General features: G+C 73.1%; 23 protein-coding genes and 2 pseudogenes. 12 read left to right on the forward strand and 13 right to left on the reverse strand.

The features are described from left to right. The first annotated feature begins 4 nt into the window (after positions 1–4). Positions 5–1,669: an ABC-F family ATP-binding cassette domain-containing protein gene (locus ACH0A8_RS12785; RefSeq protein WP_066654699.1), complete on the forward strand. Its 1,665-nt coding sequence runs from the start codon at positions 5–7 to the stop codon at positions 1,667–1,669. A gap of 94 nt (positions 1,670–1,763) precedes the next feature. Beyond that, positions 1,764–2,687, forward strand: coding sequence for a L,D-transpeptidase (locus ACH0A8_RS12790; RefSeq protein ID WP_406907317.1), 924 nt, complete (start codon positions 1,764–1,766; stop codon positions 2,685–2,687). Positions 2,688–2,693: 6 nt separating this feature from the next. Here the strand turns inward: ACH0A8_RS12790 and ACH0A8_RS12795 are convergent, their stop codons facing one another. Beyond that, on the reverse strand, positions 2,694–3,242 hold the full coding sequence (locus ACH0A8_RS12795) for a gluconokinase (protein ID WP_406907318.1): 549 nt from the start codon (positions 3,240–3,242) through the stop codon (positions 2,694–2,696). After that, positions 3,242–4,807: an SLC13 family permease gene (locus ACH0A8_RS12800; protein ID WP_311205501.1), complete on the reverse strand. Its 1,566-nt coding sequence runs from the start codon at positions 4,805–4,807 to the stop codon at positions 3,242–3,244. Before ACH0A8_RS12800 ends, ACH0A8_RS12795 begins: the two co-directional genes overlap by 1 nt. A 267-nt stretch (positions 4,808–5,074) precedes the next feature. On the opposite strand from ACH0A8_RS12800, the gene ACH0A8_RS12805 reads away from it, so the two are divergent. Continuing rightward, on the forward strand, positions 5,075–5,833 hold the full coding sequence (locus ACH0A8_RS12805) for a FadR/GntR family transcriptional regulator (protein ID WP_406907319.1): 759 nt from the start codon (positions 5,075–5,077) through the stop codon (positions 5,831–5,833). A 370-nt stretch (positions 5,834–6,203) separates the two neighbouring features. Here ACH0A8_RS12805 and ACH0A8_RS12810 read toward each other — a convergent pair whose 3' ends face one another. The 5 genes from ACH0A8_RS12810 to ACH0A8_RS12830 all read right to left on the reverse strand — a co-directional run bounded on the left by ACH0A8_RS12810 (position 6,204) and on the right by ACH0A8_RS12830 (position 9,762). Then, positions 6,204–6,812 (reverse strand): GNAT family N-acetyltransferase, encoded by a 609-nt coding sequence (locus ACH0A8_RS12810; protein ID WP_251159722.1) that lies wholly within the window; start codon positions 6,810–6,812, stop codon positions 6,204–6,206. A gap of 53 nt (positions 6,813–6,865) precedes the next feature. Next, complete coding sequence (locus tag ACH0A8_RS12815; protein WP_406907320.1) at positions 6,866–7,546, reverse strand: uracil-DNA glycosylase; 681 nt, start codon at positions 7,544–7,546, stop codon at positions 6,866–6,868. A 5-nt stretch (positions 7,547–7,551) separates the two neighbouring features. Then, entirely contained in the window at positions 7,552–8,271 is a 720-nt protein-coding gene (locus ACH0A8_RS12820; protein ID WP_406907321.1) for a Type 1 glutamine amidotransferase-like domain-containing protein, read from the reverse strand. Next, positions 8,268–8,801 (reverse strand): phosphoribosyltransferase, encoded by a 534-nt coding sequence (locus ACH0A8_RS12825; RefSeq protein ID WP_235426338.1) that lies wholly within the window; start codon positions 8,799–8,801, stop codon positions 8,268–8,270. Before ACH0A8_RS12825 ends, ACH0A8_RS12820 begins: the two co-directional genes overlap by 4 nt. A gap of 151 nt (positions 8,802–8,952) precedes the next feature. Then, positions 8,953–9,762, reverse strand: coding sequence for an SDR family oxidoreductase (locus tag ACH0A8_RS12830; protein ID WP_406907322.1), 810 nt, complete (start codon positions 9,760–9,762; stop codon positions 8,953–8,955). Positions 9,763–9,833: 71 nt separating this feature from the next. On the opposite strand from ACH0A8_RS12830, the gene ACH0A8_RS12835 reads away from it, so the two are divergent. Beyond that, positions 9,834–10,931 (forward strand): acyltransferase family protein, encoded by a 1,098-nt coding sequence (locus tag ACH0A8_RS12835; RefSeq protein WP_271826027.1) that lies wholly within the window; start codon positions 9,834–9,836, stop codon positions 10,929–10,931. A 13-nt stretch (positions 10,932–10,944) separates the two neighbouring features. Here ACH0A8_RS12835 and ACH0A8_RS12840 read toward each other — a convergent pair. Both ACH0A8_RS12840 and ACH0A8_RS12845 read right to left on the reverse strand, forming a co-directional pair. Further along, a pseudogene (locus ACH0A8_RS12840) lies at positions 10,945–11,061 on the reverse strand (DivIVA domain-containing protein); the annotation flags it as partial. 72 nt (positions 11,062–11,133) lie between these two features. After that, a pseudogene (locus ACH0A8_RS12845) lies at positions 11,134–11,355 on the reverse strand (DivIVA domain-containing protein); the annotation flags it as partial. 140 nt (positions 11,356–11,495) lie between these two features. Between ACH0A8_RS12845 and ACH0A8_RS12850 the strand changes: the two are divergent. The 5 genes from ACH0A8_RS12850 to ACH0A8_RS12870 all read left to right on the forward strand — a co-directional run bounded on the left by ACH0A8_RS12850 (position 11,496) and on the right by ACH0A8_RS12870 (position 17,561). After that, on the forward strand, positions 11,496–12,827 hold the full coding sequence (locus ACH0A8_RS12850) for a bifunctional o-acetylhomoserine/o-acetylserine sulfhydrylase (protein WP_066654715.1): 1,332 nt from the start codon (positions 11,496–11,498) through the stop codon (positions 12,825–12,827). A 104-nt stretch (positions 12,828–12,931) separates the two neighbouring features. Then, on the forward strand, positions 12,932–14,131 hold the full coding sequence (locus tag ACH0A8_RS12855) for a homoserine O-acetyltransferase (protein ID WP_271826028.1): 1,200 nt from the start codon (positions 12,932–12,934) through the stop codon (positions 14,129–14,131). A 186-nt stretch (positions 14,132–14,317) separates the two neighbouring features. After that, complete coding sequence (locus ACH0A8_RS12860; RefSeq protein WP_066654721.1) at positions 14,318–15,475, forward strand: sensor histidine kinase; 1,158 nt, start codon at positions 14,318–14,320, stop codon at positions 15,473–15,475. Further along, positions 15,472–16,794, forward strand: coding sequence for a hypothetical protein (locus ACH0A8_RS12865; protein ID WP_066654722.1), 1,323 nt, complete (start codon positions 15,472–15,474; stop codon positions 16,792–16,794). The genes ACH0A8_RS12860 and ACH0A8_RS12865 overlap by 4 nt, the downstream gene beginning before the upstream one ends. 95 nt (positions 16,795–16,889) lie before the next feature. Then, positions 16,890–17,561 (forward strand): response regulator transcription factor, encoded by a 672-nt coding sequence (locus ACH0A8_RS12870; RefSeq protein ID WP_066654724.1) that lies wholly within the window; start codon positions 16,890–16,892, stop codon positions 17,559–17,561. Positions 17,562–17,641: 80 nt separating this feature from the next. Here the strand turns inward: ACH0A8_RS12870 and ACH0A8_RS12875 are convergent, their stop codons facing one another. After that, positions 17,642–18,907: an MFS transporter gene (locus ACH0A8_RS12875; RefSeq protein WP_066654725.1), complete on the reverse strand. Its 1,266-nt coding sequence runs from the start codon at positions 18,905–18,907 to the stop codon at positions 17,642–17,644. A gap of 363 nt (positions 18,908–19,270) precedes the next feature. After that, positions 19,271–19,486 carry a hypothetical protein gene (locus ACH0A8_RS12880; protein WP_066654728.1) on the reverse strand — a complete coding sequence of 72 codons (216 nt, stop codon included), beginning with the start codon at positions 19,484–19,486 and terminating at the stop codon, positions 19,271–19,273. A 98-nt stretch (positions 19,487–19,584) separates the two neighbouring features. Here ACH0A8_RS12880 and ACH0A8_RS12885 point away from each other — a divergent pair, with 98 nt between their 5' ends. Next, positions 19,585–19,764 carry a hypothetical protein gene (locus ACH0A8_RS12885; RefSeq protein ID WP_066654730.1) on the forward strand — a complete coding sequence of 60 codons (180 nt, stop codon included), beginning with the start codon at positions 19,585–19,587 and terminating at the stop codon, positions 19,762–19,764. Between the two features lie 2 nt (positions 19,765–19,766). Next, on the forward strand, positions 19,767–20,207 hold the full coding sequence (locus tag ACH0A8_RS12890) for a hypothetical protein (protein WP_066654732.1): 441 nt from the start codon (positions 19,767–19,769) through the stop codon (positions 20,205–20,207). A 45-nt stretch (positions 20,208–20,252) separates the two neighbouring features. On the opposite strand, the gene ACH0A8_RS12895 is transcribed toward ACH0A8_RS12890, so the two are convergent. Both ACH0A8_RS12895 and ACH0A8_RS12900 read right to left on the reverse strand, forming a co-directional pair. Further along, entirely contained in the window at positions 20,253–20,561 is a 309-nt protein-coding gene (locus ACH0A8_RS12895) for a thiamine-binding protein (protein WP_066654734.1), read from the reverse strand. Then, entirely contained in the window at positions 20,558–21,838 is a 1,281-nt protein-coding gene (locus ACH0A8_RS12900) for a DUF2029 domain-containing protein (RefSeq protein ID WP_066654736.1), read from the reverse strand. The genes ACH0A8_RS12895 and ACH0A8_RS12900 overlap by 4 nt, the downstream gene beginning before the upstream one ends. Positions 21,839–21,899: 61 nt before the next feature. Between ACH0A8_RS12900 and ACH0A8_RS12905 the strand changes: the two genes are divergently transcribed. Then, positions 21,900–22,616 (forward strand): YceI family protein, encoded by a 717-nt coding sequence (locus tag ACH0A8_RS12905; RefSeq protein WP_326496411.1) that lies wholly within the window; start codon positions 21,900–21,902, stop codon positions 22,614–22,616. The last annotated feature ends 263 nt before the right edge of the window (positions 22,617–22,879 follow it).

A 22,879-nucleotide genomic window follows, 5' to 3' on the forward strand; every position in this document is an offset into this window, starting at 1 on the left:
CCGGATGACCGCCACGCTCGTCGCCAAGGACCTCGCCGGCGGGTACGCCGCCCGCACGCTCTTCGAGGGCCTCGACCTCACCGTCGCCCCGGGTGACGTGATCGGCCTGGTCGGTGTGAACGGGGCGGGCAAGTCCACGCTCCTCCGCCTCCTCGCCGGCGTCGACGAGCCCCTCGCCGGGACGGTGTCGACGAACCCGCCGGACGCCTTCGTCGGCTGGCTCCCCCAGGAGCACGAGCGCATCACCGGAGAGTCGGTCGCGGCGTACGTCGCCCGGCGCACGGGCTGCGCCGACGCCACGGCCGACATGGACCGTGCTGCCGAGGCCCTGGGCGACCCGGACGGCGGCGACGCGGCGGCCGACCGGTACTCCACCGCGCTGGAACGCTGGCTGGCGTCCGGTGCCGCCGACCTCGAGGAGCGGCTGCCCGTCGTGCTCGCCGAGCTCGGGCTGGAGGCGACCCCGGACGGCTCCGGCGTCGGCCCGGACTCGCTGATGACCGCGCTGTCCGGCGGACAGACCGCCCGGGTCGGCCTGGCCGCCCTGCTGCTCTCCCGCTTCGACGTCGTGCTGCTCGACGAGCCGACGAACGACCTCGACCTGGACGGGCTCGACCGACTCGAGCAGTTCGTCCGGGGGCTGCGCGGCGGTGCCGTCATGGTCAGCCACGACCGCGAGTTCCTCGCCCGATCGGTGACCGCCGTGCTCGAGCTCGACCTGGCGCAGTCGTCGCACCGGCTGTTCGGCGGCGGCTACGAGGCGTACCTCGAGGAACGCGAGATCGCCCGGCAGCACAAGCGCGACGCGTACGACGAGTACGCCGCGACGAAGGCCGACCTGGTCTCACGCGCACGGACGCAGCGCGAGTGGTCGAGCCAGGGCGTGCGGAACGCGATGAAGAAGAACCCCGACAACGACAAGATCCGCCGCCGGGCGGCGAGCGAGTCGAGCGAGAAGCAGGCGCAGAAGGTCCGGCAGATGGAGTCACGCATCGCCCGGCTCGACGAGGTCGAGGAGCCCCGCAAGGAGTGGCAGCTCGCCTTCACCATCGGCAGTGCCCCGCGGTCCTCGGCCGTCGTCGCCACGCTGTCCGACGCCGTCTACGAGCAGGGCGACTTCACCCTCGGGCCGGTGTCGCTGCAGGTCTCCGGTGGCGACCGGATCGGCATCACCGGCCCGAACGGCGCCGGCAAGTCGACCCTGCTCCGCGCCCTGCTCGGCAGGACGGCGCCGACGAGCGGTTCGGCGTCGCTGGGCTCCAGCGTCGCGATCGGCGAGGTCGACCAGGCCCGCGCGGCGTTCACGGGCGAGCAGCCCCTCGCCGCGGCGTTCGAGGAGCTCGTCCCCGAGATGACCACCGCCGACGTCCGGACCCTGCTCGCCAAGTTCGGGCTGAAGGCGGAGCACGTCGGTCGCCCGTCCGCTGCGCTCTCACCCGGTGAGCGGACTCGTGCCGGCCTCGCGCTGCTGCAGGCCCGCGGTGTGAACGTGCTCGTGCTCGACGAGCCGACGAACCACCTCGACCTGGCTGCGATCGAACAGCTCGAGCAGGCCCTGGAGTCCTACGACGGCACCCTGCTGCTCGTCACGCACGACCGGCGGATGCTCGACACCGTCCGACTGGACCGGCGCTGGCGGGTCGAGGCGGGTCGCGTCACCGAGGTGTGACGGGACGGCGGGGAGGCCCGTGGTGGACCCGTCGAGCGTCTCCTGAGACACGCTCACGGCCGCGATCTGGTGAACTGGGTGCGGGAGGGGACACATGCGACGCAGGACCTGGGGCATCACGATCGCCGCGGTGGCGGCAGCGACGCTGGCCGCGGTGGGGATCGGCGCGGCCGTGCAGCAGCCGGGACCGGCGGCCACGACCGCCGCACGGGCGACGTCGGTGCCGACCCGGACGGCCACCCCGACGCCGACACCGAGGCCGACGCTGCCCGCGATCCCGGCTGCCGCGTCCGACGCCGAGCTCGCGGCACTCCCCCTGACGTTCCACGACGCGGTCGTCCCGGAACTCCTCGACGGCAGCACCGTCCGACCGGACAACCAGTGGCAGATCGCCACCCCGAAGCAGCGCCTCGTCGCGCTCTACGCCGCCCCCTCGGCGGATGCGCGCCCCGTCGCCACACTCGCCTCGACGGTCTCCACGATCGAGACGCCCGCAGCGACCGCCGTCTGGGGCCGGTCGGACGGGGAGGACGGCGGCATGGTCCTCGTGTCGACCCCCGCCCGGAACCGCACGCCCGGCGACGGCGGCGACCCGACCGCGCCGAGCGCCACCTTCGCGTGGGCGCGTGCGTCGGACTTCTCGATCGCGTCGGTCGACCGGATGGTCCGCGTGGACGTCGCCGCGTCGACGGTGTCCGTCGTGCACCAGGACGACTCGGTGTCGGCGTCGGAGCCCGCCCGCCTGGGGACCCCGGACGACCCCACACCCACCGCGACCGCGACGTACGTCGAAGCCGCCTACGTCGATGCGCGCGTGACCTACACGCAGGGCAACCCGATCATCCTGACCGGGGCGCACTCGTCACGCATCCCGCAGTACGGCGGCAACGCGGCCCTCACCGCCCTGCACTACTACCCGGACCCGAACGGCAGCTCGCACGGGTGCGTCCGGATCTCCGCGGCGATGACGAAGACGCTGGCCGAGCTGCCCGTCGGGACCGCGATCTGGTTCACCTGACGTCGGTCACCGGCCGGTGGCGAGCCCCAGGCGCTCCACGACGTCGGCGCTCTCCTCGTCGGGCGAGCGCTCGGCCGACACGGTCAGGTGCGCCTCGTCCGGCTGCGGCGGCTCGAGCGTCGCGAGCTGCGAGGCGAGCAACGACGTCGGCATGAAGTGCCCGGCCCGTGCGGACATCCGCTGCTCGACGAGGGCGGGGTCGCCGGCGACGTGCACGAACACCACGCCGGGCGCCCGGAGCACGTCGCGGTAGGAGCGCTTCAGCGCCGAGCAGGTGACGACCCCGGGGGCGTCGTCGGCCAGGTGCGACCGGATCCACTCCGCGATCGTCCCGAGCCACGGCCAGCGGTGCTCGTCCGTGAGCGGGGTGCCCTCCTCCATCTTCGCGACGTTGGCGGGCGGGTGCATGTCGTCGCCCTCCGCGAACTCCCACCCGAGCCGCGCTGCGACCGTCGCGGCGAGCGTCGACTTGCCGGAGCCGGAGACCCCCATCACCACGAGGACGCGCGGCTCGGTGCCGTCGGTGCCGACCGGAGCGTCGTCGGTCGCCGCCATCAGAAGAACACCCCCGCGATGAGCACGCCGACCAGACCGATGACGGAGATGAGGCACTCGAGCACCGTCCACGTCTTGAACGTCTGCCCGACCGTGGTGCCGAGGTAGCCCTTGACGAGCCAGAAGCCCGCGTCGTTGACGTGCGAGAGGAACACCGACCCGGCGCCGATCGCCAGCACGAGCAACGAGGTCTCCGGCGTGGACAGGTCGGCTGCGATCGGTGCCATGATGCCGGCCGCGGTGACGGTCGCGACGGTGGCGGAACCGGTGGCGACGCGGACGAGGGCGGACACCACCCACGCGACGAGCAGGACCGAGATGCCGGACTCCTGCACCGCGTCGGCGATCACCCCGCCGATGCCGGTGTCGATGAGCACCTGCTTGAAGCCACCGCCCGCGCCGACGATGAGCAGCACGCCGGCGACCGGGGGCAGCGCGTCCTCGAGGGACTTCGCCACGGCGCTCCGGTCCATGCCGCCGCCGATCGCGAAGAAGACCATGGCGAAGACGGTAGCGATCCCGATGGCGATCATCGGGGTACCGAGGAAGTCGAGCAGCGACACCCAGCCGCCCGCGGCGTCGGGGGCGACCGCCTCGCGGACCGCCTGGGCGAGCATGAGCACGACCGGCAGCAGGATGCCGACGAGCGCGACGGCGAACGACGGGCTGCGCGGTTCGCTGATGACGCGGGTGAAGTCGCTCTTGCCGTTCGGCAGGGACGCGGTGTCCTTCGTGGCGGGGCCGCGACGTGCCTCCCGGCCGGCGTGCGCGGGGTCCGACGGCCCCGAGCCACCGCTGCCGGACGTGCCGGAACCGCGCGAGCCGAACATGTCCGGTGCGGGGATGTCGACCCAGCGGGCCGCGAAGCGCGCGAAGACGGGACCGGCCAGCACGATCACCGGGATCGCCAGGACGATGCCGAACGCGAGCGTCGTGCCGAGGTTCGCGCCGACCGTCGAGACCGCGACGAGCGGCCCGGGGTGCGGCGGCACGAAGGCGTGCATGGTGGAGAGGCCGACCAGGGCGGGCACCGCGATCTTCATGATCGGGACACCGCTGCGCTTCGCGACCAGCACGATGATCGGGATGAGGAGCACCAGGCCGACCTCGAAGAACATCGGGAGGCCGATCAGCGCGCCGATGAGCGCCATCGTCCACGGCAGCGCGGCCTTCGACGAGCGACGGACGAGGGTGTCGACCACGCGGTCGGCGGCCCCGGAGTCGACGAGCATCCGACCGAACATCGACCCGAGGCCCACCAGGATGCCGACGCTCGTCATCGTCGAGCCGAAGCCGGTGCCGAAGCTCGTGACCGTCTTGTCGGGCGCCAGACCCGCACCGATCCCGACCCCGAGCGCGCCGATCGTCAGCGCGACGAACGGGTGCACCTTGAGCCAGGTGATCAGCACGATGATGACGACGATGCCGAGCAGCGCCGCGACGATGAGCTGACCGATCGGGCCGGACGGGTCGACGGTCTGCGTGCCGCCGCCCTCGGCGGCCAGGACCGTGAGGCCGTGCAGCGCGTCGGCCGCCGCGGTTCCTCCGGTGGGTGCGTGAGGCATCTGTGCCCCTTCCTGGAGCCGCTGCCTCGCGGCTCCGTCGCCTTCGTGTGCGTGTGCGTGTGCGTGTCGTACGCTCCGGACGGCCGCTCGGCGCGGCCGCCTCCGGGTGTCCGATCGGGCACCCCAATAATCTGATAAATCAGACTGTACAACGATCTGCCGCGCGGCACCCGCCGTCCGGCGCATTCTGCCGCTTCGATGGAGTCCGCGTCACAGGGACGGGACCGTCACGCGCCGTCCGTCCCGCAGAGCACGACCGGAGGAACGATGACCACCGCCCGCGGCCTCCATGCCCACGTGCTCGAGACCCTCGGCCAGCGCATCGTCGACGGGGTGCTGCCCGCCGGCACCGTCGTCCGGCCGGAGCTCGTCGCATCCGAGTCCGGCGTCTCCCGCTCCGTCGTGCGCGAGGCCCTGCGCGTCCTGCAGTCCCTCGGCCTGGTCGAGCCCCGGCAGCGGGTCGGCACGCAGGTGCTCCCCGTGTCGTCGTGGGAGCTCCTGGCGCCGACCGTCATCCGGTGGCGCGGCGCCTCGCCCGCGTACTTCGTGCAGCAGCGGGAGCTGCTCGAGCTCCGTCTCGGGGTCGAACCCGTCGCAGCGGCCCTCGTCGCGGGGAACGCCGGAGCGTCCGACGACTCCGGCTCGTCCGGCGACACCGGGCTGACCGGCGACACCGGCTCGCCCGGTCAGGCGCTCCTGCTCGCCGCGCGGGACATGCTCGACGCCTGGGGCCGGGAGGACAGTCGCGCCTACCTCGAGGCCGACGTCCGCTTCCACCGCGCACTCCTGACCGGGTCGGGCAACGCCGTGTTCACGCACTTCGCCGGCACCGTCGAGGCACTCCTGCGGACGCGGACGTCGGAGTCGCGGGACACCATCTCCCGCTGGACCCGCGACGCCGCGGTCCGTCACGAGGCGGTGGCGCTCGCCGTGGTCGCCGGGGACGCCGCCGCTGCCGGCGAGGCGGCCACGGCGCTGCTGCGCGTGACCCGTGACGAGTTCATCGCCGAGGCGCCGGGCGCCTGACGGAACCGGGCGAGCCCGGCGCAATCGGGCGGACCTGACGGAACCGGGCGTACCTGACGGAACCGGGCGTACCTGACGTTCCCAGAGCACCAGGGACGCCCGGAACGACCAGCCATCGCACACGTCATGGGAAGGATCGGGCAGCCGGGAGGCTCGCGGCGACCCCGCCACGCGCCTCCCGCCCGGCGCCGCCCGACACCGAAGGGCCCGCACCCGTGCAGGACGCCGCAGGATGCTCGAGACGCCGCCCGGGTGGCGAGACGCCGCGATCCGGGCGGCGTCTCGCGCACGTCGAGGGCGCTCCGCGCCGACGCCGGCGTCTCGCGCACGTCGGACACCGCCACGAGGGCGCAGCCTCGGAGCGCTCGCGTCAGCGCCCGGCGCGCGCGAACAACCGCGGGCCGCGCAGGCGCAGCCGCATCGTGACGGTGCCGAGCCAGCGGTCGTACTTGTAGCCGACCTTGCCCATGCGGCCGACCTCCTCGAAGCCGAGTCGCTCGTGCAGCCGGATCGAGGCCTCGGCCTGCCGGTCGGCGATCACGGCGATGACCTCGCGGACGCCGGCGGCACGGCACTCCGCGAGCAGCGCCTCCATGAGGGCCCGTCCGAGACCCTTCCCGCCCGACGCGGCACCGAGGTAGATCGAGTCCTCGACCACGTGGTTCGACCGGTCGCGGGGGTTCCAGGGGTCGACCAGGGCGTAGCCGAGGATCTGCCCCGAGGGGTTCTCGGCGACGAGGAACGGCAGCCCGCGCCGGCGCACCTCGTCGTAGCGCTGCTTCCAGCGGGCGAAGGTGAACGCCGCCGGGTCGAAGGTCACCGACGAGTTCCGGACGTAGTGCGTGTGGATCTCGCGCACGTCCGGCAGGTCCCGCGGTTCAGCGGCCCGGATCGTGTACGAGAACGTCGCCTCGGCGGGCACGGGCGCACGCAGGTGTCGCGGCAGGACACGACGGCGCTGGTATTCCTCCTCGAGCACGGTCCGAGCCTACGGGCTGCGATGCGCCCGGGGCCATCGCACCACGAGGGGTGTCAGGCGGGGAGCGTCCAGTCGACCGGGTCGGCGCCCTGCTCGCGGAGGAGCGCGTCGACCTGCGAGAACGGCCGGCTGCCGAAGAACCCGCGGGAGGCGCTGAGCGGGGACGGGTGCGCCGACGCCACGACCGGGGTGTCGCCGAGCAACGGGCGGACCGACGCGGCCTGGGCGCCCCACAGGACGGCGACGAGGGGCTTCCCCCGCGCGACGAGCGCACGGACGGCCTGGTCGGTGACGGCCTCCCAGCCCTTGCCGCGGTGGCTGCCGGCGGCACCGGCCTCGACGGTCAGCACCCGGTTGAGCAGGAGCACGCCCTGCTCCGACCACGCCCGCAGGTCGCCGTGCGGCGGAGGCGTCACCCCGAGGTCGTCGTGCAGCTCGCGGTAGATGTTCGCCAGGCTGCGCGGGACCGGTCGCACGTGCGGGTCGACGGCGAAGGACAGCCCGATCGGGTGTCCGGGTGTCGGGTACGGGTCCTGGCCGACGACGAGCACCCTCACGTCGTCGAACGGCTGCGTGAAGGCACGCAGCACGACGTCACCGGCCGGCAGGTAGTGCCGACCCGCGGCGACCTCGTCGCGGAGCCAGTCGCCCATCCGGTGCACGTCGGCCTCGACCGGTGCGAGGGCCTCGGCCCACCCGGGGTCGACGAGGTCGCGCAGCGGGTGCGGGCGCACGGGGGTCAGGCGCCCATGGTCGCGACGGAGACGGACTCGTCGCCGGCGACCACGCGCCAGACGCTGCCCGTCCCGCGGACCTCGAGCGCACCCTCGCCGACGACCAGCGCGGTGTCCTCGTCGATCGCGAGCCCGGCCGTGACGAACTCCGCCTCGGCCGCCGCGACGAGTCGGGCCAGCGTGCCGGCCTGCACGGCGTGCACGTCGATCGTCAGGTCGACCAGCCCGAGCCCCTCGCGGAGCTCGACCTCGTCGAGGCCCTCGGACGACCCCTGCGGGCAGACCTCGACGCCGCCGATGCGCCACCCGCCCACGAGCGCCCGGTCTGCGGCGACCATCGCGCCGGCGGAGTAGCCGAGGTACGGCAGCCCGTCGGAGACGAGGAGCCGGATCTGGTCGACGAGGGGCTGGATCGCGTCGAGGTACGCCGGGGTGACCCCGCCGCCGATCACGAGCGCGTCCACGTCGCTCAGCACCGTCGTGGCGAAGACCTCGCCCGCGGCGACCTCGGTCACCAGGACCTCGGCCTGTCGGGCGCCACCGAGGACCTCGGCGATGTCGGCGGTCGACGACGGGGCGGCACCGGACGAGCCGGTCACGGAGAGCAGGGCGATCCGGGGCACGCTCCGGCCGACCGCGGCGGAACGCGCGGCGGCCTCGGCCAGGAACGGGGCGGCGACGTCGGCCGCGACGAGGGGACCCCCGCCGACGAGGTGGATGCTCACGACTCGGCCGTCACCGGGGCGAGGGCGCTCCACGGGAAGGTGATCCACCCGTCGACACGACGCCACACGTGGTCGGGCTCGAGCACGGTGCCGGGCTTCGAGTACAGGCAGGCGCTCCGCACGTCGGCGCCGGCGTTCCGGATGATGTCGACCACCAGGCGCAGGGTGCGGCCGGAGTCGGAGACGTCGTCGACCACGAGGACGCGCTTGCCCGCCAGGCTCGGCGCGTCGAGGGCGGGCGAGAGGATGACCGGCTCGTCGAGACGCTGCTCGACGTCGGTGTAGAACTCGACGTTGATCGAGCCGCACTCCTTGGTGCCGAGCGCGTACGCCACGGCGCCGGCGATGATGAGCCCGCCGCGCGCGACCGCCACGACGACCTCGGGCTCGAAGCCGGACGACAGGACGTCCTTGGCGAGCAGCCGCGCCGCGTCACCGAACTCCAGCCAACCGAGCACCTCGGGCCCGCTCGTCACGGTCACGGTCGAGGGAGCCTGCGCGGCTTGCCCGGGTTCGCTGCTGATCGGCATCCGCCCACGGTACCGGCAGGGAGCCACCCGCCGCGACCCGCGCCCGGACACCGCGCGCGCCGGGACCGGCACACGGCCCGCCAGCGCGCGTGCCCGGACGAGCGGCGTGCCCGGACGGGCGGCGTGCCCGGACGTACCCGCGCGCCCGGTGTCAGCTCCGGGGCGTCAGCGGCCCGCGGGCGAGCTTGTGCTGTGCCGACTGCGCGACCGGTCGCACCGTCACCAGGTCGAGGTTGACGTGCGCCGGCAGCTCGACCGCGTGCACGACGGCCTCGGCGACGTCCTCGGCGACGAGCGGCCCCGGCACGTCGGTGTACACCGCCTCGGCCTTCTCTCGGTCGCCCCGGAAGCGCGTCAGGGCGAACTCGTCGGTCTTGACGAGCCCGGGCGCGATCTCGACCACGCGCAGCGGCTCGCCGTTCAGCTCGAGCCGCAGGGCGCCGACCAGGGCGTGCTCGGCGAACTTGGCGGCGTTGTACCCGCCGCCGTTCTCGTAGGCCACGTGTCCCGCGGTGCTCGTCACGGTCACGATGTCCGCGACCCGGGCCGTGGCCGCACGGCGCCGGAGCTGCGGCAGCAGGGCGGCGGTGATCCGCTTCGTGCCGATGACGTTCACCTCGAACATGGCGCGCCAGTCCTCCACGTCGGACTCCTCGACGCTCGCCGACCCGAGTGCTCCGCCGGCGTTGTTCACGAGCACGTCCGCGCCGCCGGCCTCGTCCACCCGGGCGGCGAGCGCCGCGACGGCGTCGGCGTCGGTGACGTCCGCGACCAGGAACGACGCCCCGGTCTCCGCGGCGAGCGCCTCGAGCCGGTCCTGACGACGGGCGACGGCGAGCACCTGCCAGCCGCGCTCGCGGAACAGCCGGACGGTGGCGGCACCGATGCCGGAGCTCGCCCCCGTGACGACGGCGAGCCGCTCGGTGGTGTCGGGTCGACCGGTGTCGGGACGTGCTGCCATGGCTTCCTCCAGTGGGTGTCGGCACCACCGTACCGACCCGTCGAGGTCACGATCCGGTAACGTGACCGGCCATGACGACGGACGCCGCTCCCCCCGCGCCCTCGGCTCCGGCGACGCCGCTCGAGCCGGGCCGGTCGCCGCGACGCATCCCGATGTGGGACACGGCTCGGTTCGTCGCCGTCACGCTCGTCGTGATCGGTCACGCGATCCAGCGGCAGACGGCCGGCAGCGAGCACGCCCTCGCGCTCTACACCTTCATCTACGCGTTCCACATGCCCGCGTTCGGCGTCATCAGTGGGTACTTCTCGTCGGCGGCGACCCCGACCGCAGAGCGGATGCGGCGGACCTTCACGGACATCGTGGTGCCGTACATCGTCATGCAGACGATCTGGACGGTGGTGCAGGCGATCGTCGAGGGCGGCAAGGAGTTCAACCCGACGAAGCCGACCTGGACGCTGTGGTTCCTGCTCGCGCTGGGGATCTTCCGGCTGATCCTGCCCTACCTGGCGATCCTGCGGTGGCCGCTCGTCTGGGCCGTGGTGCTCAGTGTCGGCGTCGGGTACCTCGACAACGTCGACTCGACGTTCTCCCTGGGACGGGCGATCAGCCTGCTGCCGTTCTTCCTGCTCGGGTGGCAGGTCAAGCAGTGGGGGGTGTTCGACCGCTGGTACGAGGCCCCCCGGCGGGTCGTGGTCCGTCTCCGCGCGGCCGCGGTCGTCGTCTTCGCGGTGTGGGCGGCCGCGTGCGTGCTGTTCATCCCGCAGTTCAAGGGCTTCGACCTGCACCACTGGTTCTTCTACGACGACTCGTACTCCGGGCTCGGCGAGGACGCCTGGTGGGCCGGCGGTGTCCGCCTCGGCCTGGTGCTGCTCGCCACCGTGCTGACGGCGTCGTTCCTGCTGCTCGTGCCCCGCAGGACGGTCTGGCTCACCCGGTTCGGCGCAGCGACCATGTACGTCTACCTGCTGCACACGTTCGTGCTCTACCCGATCCGCGAGTCCGGCGTCCTGGCCGGGGAGCACTCGGCGTGGCCGTACGTGCTGCTCATGGTCGCCGTGGCGTGCGCGGTGAGCCTGTTCCTCGCGCAACCGTTCGTGCGGCGCGGCATGCGCTGGCTGCTCGAGCCGAACGTCGACTGGCTGTTCCGCCGGGAGCCCGTCGAGCGCTGACCGCTCAGCGGGCGAGTGCCCGGAGCGCGACCACGACCTCGACGAGGAAGTCGTCGACCTCGTCGCAGTCGTACCCGGACTTCATCCGGGTCCGACGGAAGCGCGACGACGCGACGTCCTCCGGGGTCACCGTCCGTGCGCCGGCCAGCCGTCCCGTCACCGGACGGCCGCCCTGCTCGGCGGCGGCGAACGTCGCCTGCACACGGTCCAGCAGGTCGTCCACGTCGTCCTGCGAGTACCCGTTCCGGAACACCGTCGGCTGGAACTTCTTGTCCGCCACGTCCTGAGCGCGCACGACGCCCCCTCTCGTCCCGTCCGATCCTGCCAGGCGGGGGCCGACGCGTCCGGCCGGGAGGCACGGCGCACCGCACCGCGCCGCTCCCGTCCCTCGGCTGGTCGCGTCGACTCCACGGACGCGCGCCACGCACGCGCGTTACGTCGCGAGGCGGCCCCGCTGGTGCCCGCCCCGCCACCTGCGTAGCGTGACGGACGTCGCGACGATGCCCCGGGCCTCCCGGTCGTCCGCAGCGACCCGACGACGGACCGAACCCGACAGGAGCCCCGATGAGCACGAACGACGCAGCCGCCTGGCGGTTCGAGACGACGCAGGTCCACGCCGGCGCGCAGCCGGACCCGACCACCGGGGCGCGGGCCACGCCGATCTACAGGACGACGTCGTACGTGTTCGAGAACTCGGACCACGCCCGCGACCTGTTCGCGCTGGCGCAACCGGGCAACATCTACTCGCGGATCATGAACCCGACGAACGACGTCGTCGAGCAGCGCATCGCCGCGCTCGAGGGCGGCACGGGCGCGCTGCTGGTGTCGAGCGGTCAGGCGGCCGAGACGTACGCCGTGCTGAACATCGCGGGGGCCGGTGACCACATCGTCTCGTCGTCGTCGATCTACGGCGGCACGTACAACCTGTTCAAGTACACGCTGGCGAAGCTCGGCATCGAGACGACGTTCGTCGAGGACCAGGACGACCTCGAGGAGTGGCGTCGCGCCGTCCGCCCCAACACGAAGCTCTTCTTCGCCGAGACGATCGGCAACCCGCGGATCAACGTGCTCGACATCGCAGGCGTCAGCAGCGTCGCGCACGAGTCAGGCCTGCCGCTCATCGTCGACAACACGATCGCGACGCCGTTCCTCATCCGGCCGTTCGAGCACGGTGCCGACATCGTGGTGCACTCGGCGACCAAGTTCCTCGGCGGCCACGGCACCGTCATCGGCGGCGTGATCGTCGACGGCGGACGGTTCGCCTGGTCGGAGCACGCCGACCGCTTCCCGGAGTTCAACTCCCCCGACCCCTCGTACCACGGCGCGGTGTTCGCGCAGGCGGTCGGCAACGAGCTCGCCTACGTCGTGAAGGCCCGGGTGCAGCTGCTCCGCGACCTCGGCGCGTCGAACTCGGCGGACACGGCGTTCGCGCTGCTCCAGGGCATCGAGACGCTGTCGCTGCGCATGGAGCGGCACGTGGCGAACGCCCAGGAGATCGCGGAGTGGCTCGACCGGCACCCGGAGGTGGCCTCCGTGTCGTACGCCGGGCTGCCGACGTCGCCCTGGTACGCGGCGGCGAACCGGTACGCGCCGCGCGGTGTCGGTGCCGTGCTGTCGTTCGAGCTCAAGGGCGGGGTGCCGGCCGGCAAGGCGTTCGTCGACGAGCTGCGGCTGTTCTCGCACCTGGCGAACATCGGCGACGTGCGCTCCCTCGTCATCCACCCGGCGTCGACGACGCACTCGCAGCTCACGCCCGAGCAGCAGCTCACCACCGGGGTCACCCCGGGCCTGGTGCGGCTCTCGGTCGGCATCGAGAACGTCGAGGACCTCCGCGCGGACCTCGAGGCGGGGCTCGCGGCGGCGCGGGCCGTCTCGCAGGAGGGCCAGCGGGCGTAGCGCCCCGGCCCGGCCCGTCCCGCTCGCGGAGCACGCGCCGGTGACGCGCCGGGCGTGACGTAACACGGCGGAGGTGGGGCGTGCCTCCCGGCAGACTGGACACGATGGACTGGCAGACGATCCCCGAGGACTCGGTCCCGTCCACCCTCGTGCCCGGGACCGAGCTCGGGACGCTCGGCAAGCCGCCCGTGACCGGCGCCTGGCGCCCGGGCGACCACCCCGGCTCCCGGCGGTTCGCCGCGCTCGGCGAGCAGTGGGTGCGCGGCGGACGGATCCCGTCGGTGCGGGTGGCCTACGAGACGTGGGGCGAGCTGGACGCCGCGCGCAGCAACGCGGTGCTGCTCCTGCACGCCATGACCGGCGACTCGCACGTCACCGGTCCGGCCGGACCCGGGCACCGCACGGCGGGCTGGTGGGGCGACGTCGTCGGACCGGGCCTGGCGATCGACACCGACCGGTGGTTCGTCGTCGCCCCGAACATGCTGGGCGGGTGCCAGGGCACGACCGGCCCGTCCTCGGTGGCGCCGGACGGCGTCGAGTGGGGGTCGCGCTTCCCGTTCGTGACCGTGCGCGACCAGGTCGCGGTCCAGGTGCAGCTCGCCGACGCGCTCGGCATCGACGTCTTCGCCGCCGTCGTCGGCGGCTCGATGGGCGGCATGCACGCGCTCGAGTTCGCGGTGGCGCACCCCTCCCGGGTCGCCCGGCTCGCGGTCCTGGCGTCGACCGCCCAGACCACGGCGGACCAGATCGCCGCGAACTCGCTGCAGCGTGCCGCGATCCAGACCGACCCCGCGTACGCCGGTGGTGACTACTTCGAGGCGGCGGTCGGCGAGGGACCGCACCGCGGGCTGTCGCTCGCGCGGCGGATGGCGCTGATGACCTACCGCGCGCCGGACGAGCTCAACGGGCGGTTCGCGCGGTCGTGGCAGAGCGACGTCTCCCCGCTCGGCGACGACGGTCGGTTCTCGGTCGAGAGCTACCTCGACTTCCACGGCAACCGGTTCACCCGGCGGTTCGACGCCTCGTCGTACGTCGCGCTCACGCACGCGATGGACTCGCACGACGTCGGGGCCGGGCGCGGCGGGGTGACGGCGGCGCTCGCGGCGGTGACCGCCAGGACGCTGGTCGTCGGGGTGTCGAGCGACCGCCTGTTCCCGCTCGAGGACCAGCACCGGATCGCGGCGGGGATCCCCGACACGCTGGACGGGGACCGGGCCGCGGTGCTCGACAGCGAGTTCGGACACGACGGCTTCCTCATCGAGCACGAGGCGGTCGGGGCGCACCTGCGACGGCTGCTCGACTGAACGGCCCGGTACGGGCGCGGTACGGGCGCGGCGCGCCCGGCGCACCCGCGGACCGATCTGTCCACGTCCGCGTGCCGAACACCCCACAACGGGTGGGCCGCGTGGAATGATGGCGACGGGTACCCCGCCCGCGGGGTCCGGCGAACCACCGGACCCGACCGAACCGACGTCACCACCAGGACACCGATGGACTTCATCGCACAGGAACGCGACCGCTTGCTGCGGTCGACGACCCGTGTCGTCGGCATCACCTGCGCCCTGGTCTCCGTCGTCGGCATCGTCAGCTCACTCGCGGTCCCGCTGGTCCCCCTGCTCGGCGCGCTCGCCTGCATCGCGGTGCTCATCGCGGCGCTGCTCGTCTTCGGCACGAACGGGTCGGTGTGGTGGACCGCCCTCGCACTCGCCTCGGGCCTCGGGGCCCTCGCGCTCCTGCTGCTCGGTGCCGACCCCGACGTGCGGTCCGTCGTCGCCAGCGCCGTCGTGCCGCTGGCGGCCGGGTCGTTGTCCGCCCCGCTGATGGCGCAGCGCGGCGCGCCGGTCGGGCTCGCGATGACGATCGTCGCCGGAGTCGCGGCCGTGGGCGCCGTCGTCTGGGCATCGGGCGGTCCACTCTCCGGCCCGACCGCCGGTGTGGTGCTCGGCTGGGTGCTCGTCGCCGTGGTCTCGGTGTGGATCGCGCGCAGCATCCCCCGCGTCGCCCGGCGCATCCAGAGCATCGGCACGGCGCACCGCGCGGAACGGCAGGCGAGCGAGACCGAGGCGCAGCGACGCCAGGGCGCCCGACTGCTGCACGACACCGTGCTCGCCACCCTCACGCTCCTGGCCCACTCCGGGGTCGGCGTGTCCGAGCAGGCGATGCGCGAGCAGGCCGCCGAGGACGCCAGGCTCCTCCGGCACCTGCGACTCGGCGCGACCCCGCAGCCCCAGCAGTCCGGCGACTACTCGCTCACCCGCGTCGAGGAGTCGCCGCTCGGCCAGACCCTCGAGTCCGTCAAGCAGCGCTTCGGCCGGATGGGGCTCGAGGTCAGCTGGCACGGCACCGGTCAGGTCCTGCTGCCGTCGAACGTGCTCGACGCGTTCCTGCTGGCCCTCGGCGAGTGCCTCGAGAACGTCCGGCGCCACGCCGGCGTCGGTGAGGCGCACGTCACGATCGTCCACGACCAGGAGACCGTCCGCGCGATGGTGACCGACGCCGGTGTCGGCTTCGACCTCGACGCGGTGAGCGCGGAGCGCCTCGGCTACAAGGAGAGCGTCGTCAACCGCCTCCGCGAGGTCGGTGGCGACGCCAAGCTCTTCTCCGCCCCGGGATCGGGCACCACCGTCGTCCTGGAGGCTCCCCGATGACCCGCGTCCCCGAGGACACCATCAACCGCGGGCTCCCGGGCGAGACCGTGCAGCCGGCACCGCGGACCCGACGCGAAGCGCGCGAGCGCTACCGGGGCAGCGAGCGACGGCAGGCCCGCGGGCTCCCCTCGACCTCGACCGGTGCCCGTTCGCTCCGGCAGGCCGCCAAGCCCGGTGCGTCGCTCGGAGCCGGCTACCTCGGCCTCGGCGCCGCGGTCCTCACCGCGATCGAGGCCGTCGCCGGCATCGTCTTCTTCCTGGTCCGGCTGCCGGACTACGCGAACCCGTGGCTGCCCGCCGGCGCCTGGGCGCTGTACCTGGTCGCGGCGATCGGCGTCGGCCTCAGCCTGATGACCTACGGCGAGCGGCTCACCGGCACCGCGTTCGCGCTGATATGCGCCGTCCTGGCGTGCGTCGTGACACTCGACTTCGTCGGGATCCTCCCCGAGCACGACATCGCGCACACCGCCAGCGCCTCGGTCGCCGCCGGCTTCGCCCTGCTCCCGGTGGCGACGCTCCGGCCCGCGCGCGAGGTCGCCGCCGCCATCGCGGTGCTCGGTCTCGGGTTCGCCGTGATGGCGGCCGTGTCGACGCCGATCACCCCGGCGACCCTGCCGGGCATCGTCTCGCTGCTGGCGCTCGTGGTGGTCCCGCCGTCGATCGCACTGTTCGTGGTGCACCGCTTCCGCCAGCTCGTGCAGCGCGAGCTGGACCGGGTGCTCGTGCAGAGCAACGTCCAGGCGCCGCAGTTCGCCGTCGGGATGCTCGCGTCGGACGAGCTCGCCCGGCTCGACCTGGCCGCCGAGAAGCTCCTCGACGCCGTCGCGAACGGCTCGGACCCGCTGCCGCTCTCGGACGCCTCGGCCTCCGTCGCCGCGTCGCTGGCGACGGAGCTGCGCCTGCACCTCATCGAGGGACGCCGCGAGACGTGGCTGTACCACGCGATCACGGAGTCCGACCACCTCGGGCGCGCCGTCAGCGTGGCCGATCCGCAGTCCCTCGCCGGGCACCTCGGCCCCGCCCAGCGGGACGGCCTGCTGCAGGCCCTGTGGCAGATGGTCGGCGACGGTCGCCCCGCACAGCCGGGTGCCCCCGTCGTCTCGGTCACGCTCGGTCCGATCGGCTCCGACGGGCACCCGGTGTCCGACGAGCGCATGGACGTCCCGATCGTGTTCGAGTCGCGCGGGACCCCGCGCCGACGCCTCGGCCCGACCGCATGGAGCGCCCTGCAGCGCATCGGCCCGTACACCGAGTCGTTCCGCGACGGCGTGCTCCGCGTCGTCTCGCACTGCGTCGTCGATCGACACCCGTCGATGTAGACGGGCGCGAACTGCCGGACACCCGGCCGACATCCCCAGCCCGGACGGTCCGACACCTAGGATCGGCGTGCACCGCCTTCGAGAAAGGACGCCTGATGGCGACTCCAGAGCAACCGATCCGACTCGCACTGGTCGACGACCACCGGATGCTGCTCGGCGCGCTCACGGAGTGGATCCGCAGCGCCGCCGACGACATCACGCTCGTCGCCGCCGTCACGACCTGGCCGGAGCTCCTGACGAGCCCGGCGTTCCCGGTCGACGTGGTGCTGCTCGACCTCGACCTCAAGGACTCGATCCCGGTCTCGCTGAAGATCTCGACGCTCAAGACCGCCGGCGTGAAGACCGTCGTGATGAGCACGTACTCGGAGCCGAACGTCGTCCGCGAGGCCCTCGGCTCCGGCGCTCTCGGCTACCTCGTGAAGAGCGAGGACGCCGACATGATCGTCGAGGCGATCCGTGCCGCGCAGCGCGGCGAGCAGTACGTCTCCGCCGAGCTCGACCTGGCGATCAACAGCGGCGACGTCGGCGGCGTGCCGAAGCTCAGCGCGCAGGAGCGCCGCGTGATGGCGCTGTACGGCGGTGGCGAGCCCGTCAAGAGCGTCGCCTACCAGCTCGGCATCTCCGAGGAGACCGCGAAGAGCTACCTCAAGCGCATCCGCGAGAAGTACCGCGTCGCGGGCTTCGACGTCGGCACGAAGGTCGCGCTGCGGAAGCGTGCGATCACCGACGGCATCATCGTGCAGGACGGCAGCCCGGTCGGGCTGTAGTCGCTCCACACGACGGACGGGAGGCCCGTGGCGACACCGCCACGGGCCTCCCGTCCGTCGTGTGGGTGCGTCGACTCCGGTCAGACCGTCGGCACCGGCGCGGTGATCGGCCCGGTCGACGGCGACGACGACCGCAGGGCGGAGCGGCGATCCGTCCGCCGTTCGACGCCGTAGCTGACCATCGTCACGAGCAGACCGAGCAGCGCGAGGACGATACCGAGCCACGCGGGGGCCAGGAACCCGAACCCGGCTGCGATGACCGCTCCACCGAGCGCCGCGCCGAGCGAGTTGCCGATGTTGAACGCCGAGTGGTTCAGCGCCGCCGCGATGGTCCGAGCGTCGCCGGCGACGTCCATCAGGCGAGACTGCACCGCCGGCGGGATCGCCGACGAGGTCGCTCCGAGCAGGAACGCGCCGAGGAACACCCCCCAGACCCACTGGGCGGTGAAGACGGTCACGAGCAGGGCGCCGATGAGCGCGAGCATCCCGATGTAGATCGTCCGCTTGACGCTGTGGTCCGCCAGGTGCCCACCGAGGACCCCGCCGACGACCATGCCGAGGCCGACCACGACGAGCACGAGCGGCACCGCGGACTCGGGCAGTCCGGTGACGTTCTGCACGAGCGGCGAGATGTACGAGTAGACGGCGAAGAACCCGCCGAAGCCCACCGCACCGAGCCCCATCACGATCCAGAGCTGCGGCGATCGGAAGGCCCGGAGCTCCCGTCCGACGGTCGCGTGCTCGTCGGCGGCGCTCCGCGGGACGAAGGCCGCGACGGCGAGGAACGTCAGGGCGAAGAGCAGCGAGACGACGCCGTACGCGATGCGCCAGCCGGCGTTCTGCCCGATCCAGGTGATGGCGGGCACGCCGACGACGTTGGCGATCGACAGGCCGAGCATCACCATCGCGATGCCCTTGCCGCGCTTGCCCGGCCCCATGATCTCGCCCGCGACGATCGACGCGATGCCGAAGTACGCACCGTGCGGCAGACCGGCGACGAAGCGTGCGACGAGCACGAGCCCGAAGTTCGGCAGGACCGCACTCGCGACCGTGGCGACCACGAAGCCGACGAGGAGCACGAGGATCAGGCCCTTGCGCGGGAACGTGGCGGAGATCGCCGCGATCGTCGGCGCACCCACCACGACCCCCAGCGCGTAGGCGCTGACGAGCCAGCCGGCGTGCGCGACCCCGGCGGCGGGGTCGGCCGCGTACTGCGCGGGGAGCAGGGCTTCGGCGATGTTCGGCAGCAGGCCCATCGCGACGAACTCGGTCGACCCGATGGCGAAGCCACCGAGGGCGAGGGCGATGAGGGCGAACGCGCGCTGCGTCGGCGTGGTGAGCGTCATGCGACCTGTCTGGATCTGGGGGGGGGGGAACGGGGGCGGGAGGACGGAGCCGGATCCCGGCTCGCTCGCCGGGACATCGACCGGATCGCCACGCCGCACGGCATGCACACGGTCCCGTTCCCGCCGGCACGCGCACGACGGCGGTACGGCGATCAGACGGCGACGGGGTCGGTCCGTGTTCGGCGTCGAACGGTCCGAGCACACGTGCAGCGGCCCGGTCCCAGCAGTGTAGACCGCTCCAAACAGCCGACGGAAGACGACGGGCCGAATCGATTCGACATCAGCCGGACACGCCACCGCGGAGCAAGACCGGCTCCCGCCGGACGAGCCGGCGCGACAGGCGCCGTCGGTGCTCGACGGACCTCAGGCCGCGCGGCGCTCCTCGCGCGCCCCGGCCGACGCCAGCTCGGGCAGCTCGTCGCGGTGCACCCACCCGGACCCGCACTCGGTGCAGCTCGCCCAGGCGTCGCCGGTCTGCTCGTCACCGTCGATGACGACCGTCTGCAGGTCGCAGTCGGGGCACCAGCCGTCGTGCATCATCACGCGCTCCTCGTCGTCGTCCGGGTCGTCCCGAGCCACCGGTGCGGCTCGGTGGAGACCATGAGACACCCGACCACCGACACCGCGGGGAGGCGATCGGCGTGTCCTGCACCTCCCAGCTGGCGTAGCATCGGGCCATGGGGTGGTGGATCGTGACCGGAGTCGTCCTGCTCGTCGCGGTGGGGCTGTGGCTGTGGATGCACCACCTGACGGACCTCGGCGCACGCTCGCGGCAGTACGACGGCAGTGACCCCGAGATCGCCGAGGCGCTCCGCCAGGCCGAGCGCGACAGCAACACCGGCCGCATGTACTTCTGACCGTGGCGACAGGACTCCGGACGGGCCTGGCAGCCCTGGTCACCGCGCTGTGCCTGGTGCTGACGAGCTGCGCCGGGTCGATGGCATCCGGACCTCCCGACTACACCGGGACGTGGCAGCTCGCCGGGCAGGACGGCTCCGAGCCCGCGCAGTTCGTCGTGTCGGCGGACGGCACCTACACCGCTCGCGGGATCCCGGACGCCCTGGCGTGCCGGACCAGGAACGCCGACACGAGCCCTCCCGGTTGCTCCGAGGGCCGTTCCTCGTCGGACTTCTCCGGGCAGTGGACACTCGCGGACGGCAGCGCACCGGGGATCCGGTTCCGGTTCGCGGACCGCTTCGTCCGCCAGGGGTACCCGACCGATGCCGGACTCGCCTTCTTCACCGGATCGCTCGACGTCCCCCGTCCCGACTTCGTGTTCGTCCGCACACCTGCGCGGTGACCGCGCGGGGCCGATCCACGGTCGTGCGGGCGGCCCGGGACCGGCTCAGTCGCCGAGCGCCGCCTCGAGCCGCTCGAGCTTCCCGTCGATCTCCCCCGTGTGCCCGGGGCGGACGTCGGCCTTGAGCACGAGGGACACCCGGGTGCCGTACGCACCGACGGCCTCGGTGGCGCGCTTGACGACGTCCATGACCTCGTCCCACTCCCCCTCGACCTCGGTGAACATCGACGAGGTGCGGTTCGGCAGACCGGACTCGCGGACGACGCGCACCGCTGCGGCGACCGCGTCGTGCACGGACCCGTCCGACGATGCCGAGGGACCACCGGACGGAGCAACGGAGAACGCGACGATCATGCGTCCATCCTGCCCCGGTCGACTCCCCCGCGCACCGGCGGCTCGGACACCCGCACCGACGAAGGCTCCGGCGAGCGCCGCGCGAGCCGTACCAGCACGACGACCGCCCACACCAGCACGGCGACCTCGAGGACGTTCCGCACGGTGAGCACGAACACCATCCAGGTGTGCACCGCGAGGAGCTCGTCGTAGAACCCCGGGTAGATCACCTGCGTCAGCAGCGCCAGGGGCAGCACCCCGATCGCGACCGGCAGGAAGCGCCGCGCGCTCGGGTACCCGGCGACGAGCCCCCAGACGACGGGGACGGCGTACCACCCGACGTACTGCGGCGACCCGACCTTGTTCACCGCGATCAGCACCGCGACGAACAGCAGCGCGAGGACCGGTGCCACCTCGGTGCGACGGGCGCCCCGCCGGACCGCGAGCAGCGCGAGGACCACGCCGCCGATGACGAGCACGGCCATCAGCGGCGTCGACAGCGCGGCCGCTGCGTGGGTGCCAGCTCCGGACACCTCGAACGTCAGGATCTCGCGGTCGTAGTAGACGGCCGCTCCGGGGACCCCGAGCGCTGCCGCCCACATGAAGGGTGTCGCGAGCGGGGCCTCGATCTGCAGCGCCCGGTCGCTCTGCTCGGTCACGAAGGACAGCAGGTACGGCGCTCCGCCGTAGAGCACGTCGACGAGCACGATCAGCCCGGTCACGACGAGTGCCCCGGTCACGACGGCACTCCGGTGTCCCCGACGCAGCAGCACCAGCACGCCCACCAACGCAGCCGGCCACACCTTCGTCCAGGCCGCTGCGGTGAAGAGCGCCGACGCGACCACCGGACGGGTCACGACGAAGGCGACGCCGACGAGGGCGATCGCGGTGGCCACGGTGTCGATCCGGCCGAGTGCGATGGGTCCGAGCGCGAGCAGGAACACGAGCCACCACCAGACGACCCGCACGCCGAACGCACGGAACCGCCAGAGGAAGGCACAGGCGACGGCGTCGAGCAGCACCATGAGCGCGAGCCAGCCGGTCGCGATCGCCGCGGTGCCGCCGAGGGCCGCAGCGGCCATCGGCACGAGCGCGAAGACCGGGTACACCCAGTCGGAGTCGACCCCGACCCACGAGTGGTCGATCCGTCCGACCTCGATCCACCGTCGGTAGGTGATGGTGACGTCACCCAGCGGCAGGTTCGGCGCGGTCGTGGCGAGCCACCAGAGCACAGCGTGCACCAGGACGACCACCACGGCGAGCGAGACGCCCTCGACCCACCGGAACCGCTGCTGCACCGTGCGAGCGTAGCGAACCGCTCCACAGGCTCTCCTGAGGAGGACGTGTCACCGTTCGCGGGTGAGCACCGACCCGCGCCAGCGCCCCACCAGCCGCAAGCCCCTCGTCTGGGCGGGGATCGTCCTGCTCGTCGCGGTGCTCGCCGTCGTCGGCGTCGCCGTCGGCACGAACGTGTACACGTCGAGCGAGAACGCGAAGGCGTCGGCGGCGCCCTCGGTCGCCGCGAGCCGCGCCCCGTCGACGCTCGACACGGCCGACCTGTCCGGCGACTGGACCGTGGGCGGCGACTCCGAGGCCGGGTACCGCGTGCACGAGGTCCTCAACGGCTCCGACGTCACCGTGACCGGGCGCACGGACAGCGTCACCGGTTCGGCGCGGGTCGACGGCACGACGATCACCGAGGCGACCGTCACGGTGCAGGTCGCCGACATCGCCACGGACTCCGCGCAGCGCGACTCGTACTTCCGCGACTCCGCCCTCGACGTCTCGGCCTTCCCGCAGGCGACCTTCACGCTCACCGGACCGATCACCGACGCCGTCCCGAGCGGCTCGGGCACGACCGAGGTCCGGGCCGACGGGGAACTCACGCTGCACGGCGTGACGAAGCCGGTCCGCGCCGACCTGCAGATCGGGCTCGACGGCGACGGTGTCGCGGTGTCCGGCACGGTCCCGATCACCTTCTCGGACTTCGGCGTGCAGGCCCCCGACCTCGGCTTCGTGAAGGTCGACGACGCGGGCGCCGTCGAGTTCCTCGTGCACGCCACGCCCGCGTCCTGACGCGTCGGTCGAACGCGACCCCGCCCGGTCACGCGACCCCACGTCCCGACGCGCCCCGCCACCGGCCGGGAGGCACGCCGCCAGCCCGCCCCGCGCCTCCCGTCCGGCAGTGGGTCACGTCGCCGACACCGCACGCGTCGATCGACGCGCGTCACGTCGGACCGTGCGCCCGCATCGGATGCGAACGCATCCTGCGACACCGCACGCGTCGATCGACGAGCGCGATGTCGCACGCCGGCCCGCCCGCGCCCGGCGCCCGCGCC

It is taken from the genome of Curtobacterium sp. 179-B 9B NHS, from assembly GCF_045370965.1.
Taxonomy (GTDB): Bacteria; Actinomycetota; Actinomycetes; order Actinomycetales; family Microbacteriaceae; genus Curtobacterium.

Coding starts and splice junctions, on each gene's coding strand:
- ACH0A8_RS12800 (WP_311205501.1), bottom strand. CDS start 4,807: ATGCCTCACGCACCCACCGGAGGAACCGCGGCGGCCGACGCGCTGCAC.
- ACH0A8_RS12865 (WP_066654722.1), top strand. CDS start 15,472: ATGACCCGCGTCCCCGAGGACACCATCAACCGCGGGCTCCCGGGCGAG.
- ACH0A8_RS12855 (WP_271826028.1), top strand. CDS start 12,932: ATGGACTGGCAGACGATCCCCGAGGACTCGGTCCCGTCCACCCTCGTG.
- ACH0A8_RS12830 (WP_406907322.1), bottom strand. CDS start 9,762: ATGGCAGCACGTCCCGACACCGGTCGACCCGACACCACCGAGCGGCTC.
- ACH0A8_RS12850 (WP_066654715.1), top strand. CDS start 11,496: ATGAGCACGAACGACGCAGCCGCCTGGCGGTTCGAGACGACGCAGGTC.
- ACH0A8_RS12785 (WP_066654699.1), top strand. CDS start 5: ATGACCGCCACGCTCGTCGCCAAGGACCTCGCCGGCGGGTACGCCGCC.
- ACH0A8_RS12825 (WP_235426338.1), bottom strand. CDS start 8,801: ATGCCGATCAGCAGCGAACCCGGGCAAGCCGCGCAGGCTCCCTCGACC.
- ACH0A8_RS12895 (WP_066654734.1), bottom strand. CDS start 20,561: ATGATCGTCGCGTTCTCCGTTGCTCCGTCCGGTGGTCCCTCGGCATCG.
- ACH0A8_RS12835 (WP_271826027.1), top strand. CDS start 9,834: ATGACGACGGACGCCGCTCCCCCCGCGCCCTCGGCTCCGGCGACGCCG.
- ACH0A8_RS12795 (WP_406907318.1), bottom strand. CDS start 3,242: ATGGCGGCGACCGACGACGCTCCGGTCGGCACCGACGGCACCGAGCCG.
- ACH0A8_RS12805 (WP_406907319.1), top strand. CDS start 5,075: ATGACCACCGCCCGCGGCCTCCATGCCCACGTGCTCGAGACCCTCGGC.
- ACH0A8_RS12870 (WP_066654724.1), top strand. CDS start 16,890: ATGGCGACTCCAGAGCAACCGATCCGACTCGCACTGGTCGACGACCAC.
- ACH0A8_RS12790 (WP_406907317.1), top strand. CDS start 1,764: ATGCGACGCAGGACCTGGGGCATCACGATCGCCGCGGTGGCGGCAGCG.
- ACH0A8_RS12860 (WP_066654721.1), top strand. CDS start 14,318: ATGGACTTCATCGCACAGGAACGCGACCGCTTGCTGCGGTCGACGACC.
- ACH0A8_RS12875 (WP_066654725.1), bottom strand. CDS start 18,907: ATGACGCTCACCACGCCGACGCAGCGCGCGTTCGCCCTCATCGCCCTC.
- ACH0A8_RS12885 (WP_066654730.1), top strand. CDS start 19,585: ATGGGGTGGTGGATCGTGACCGGAGTCGTCCTGCTCGTCGCGGTGGGG.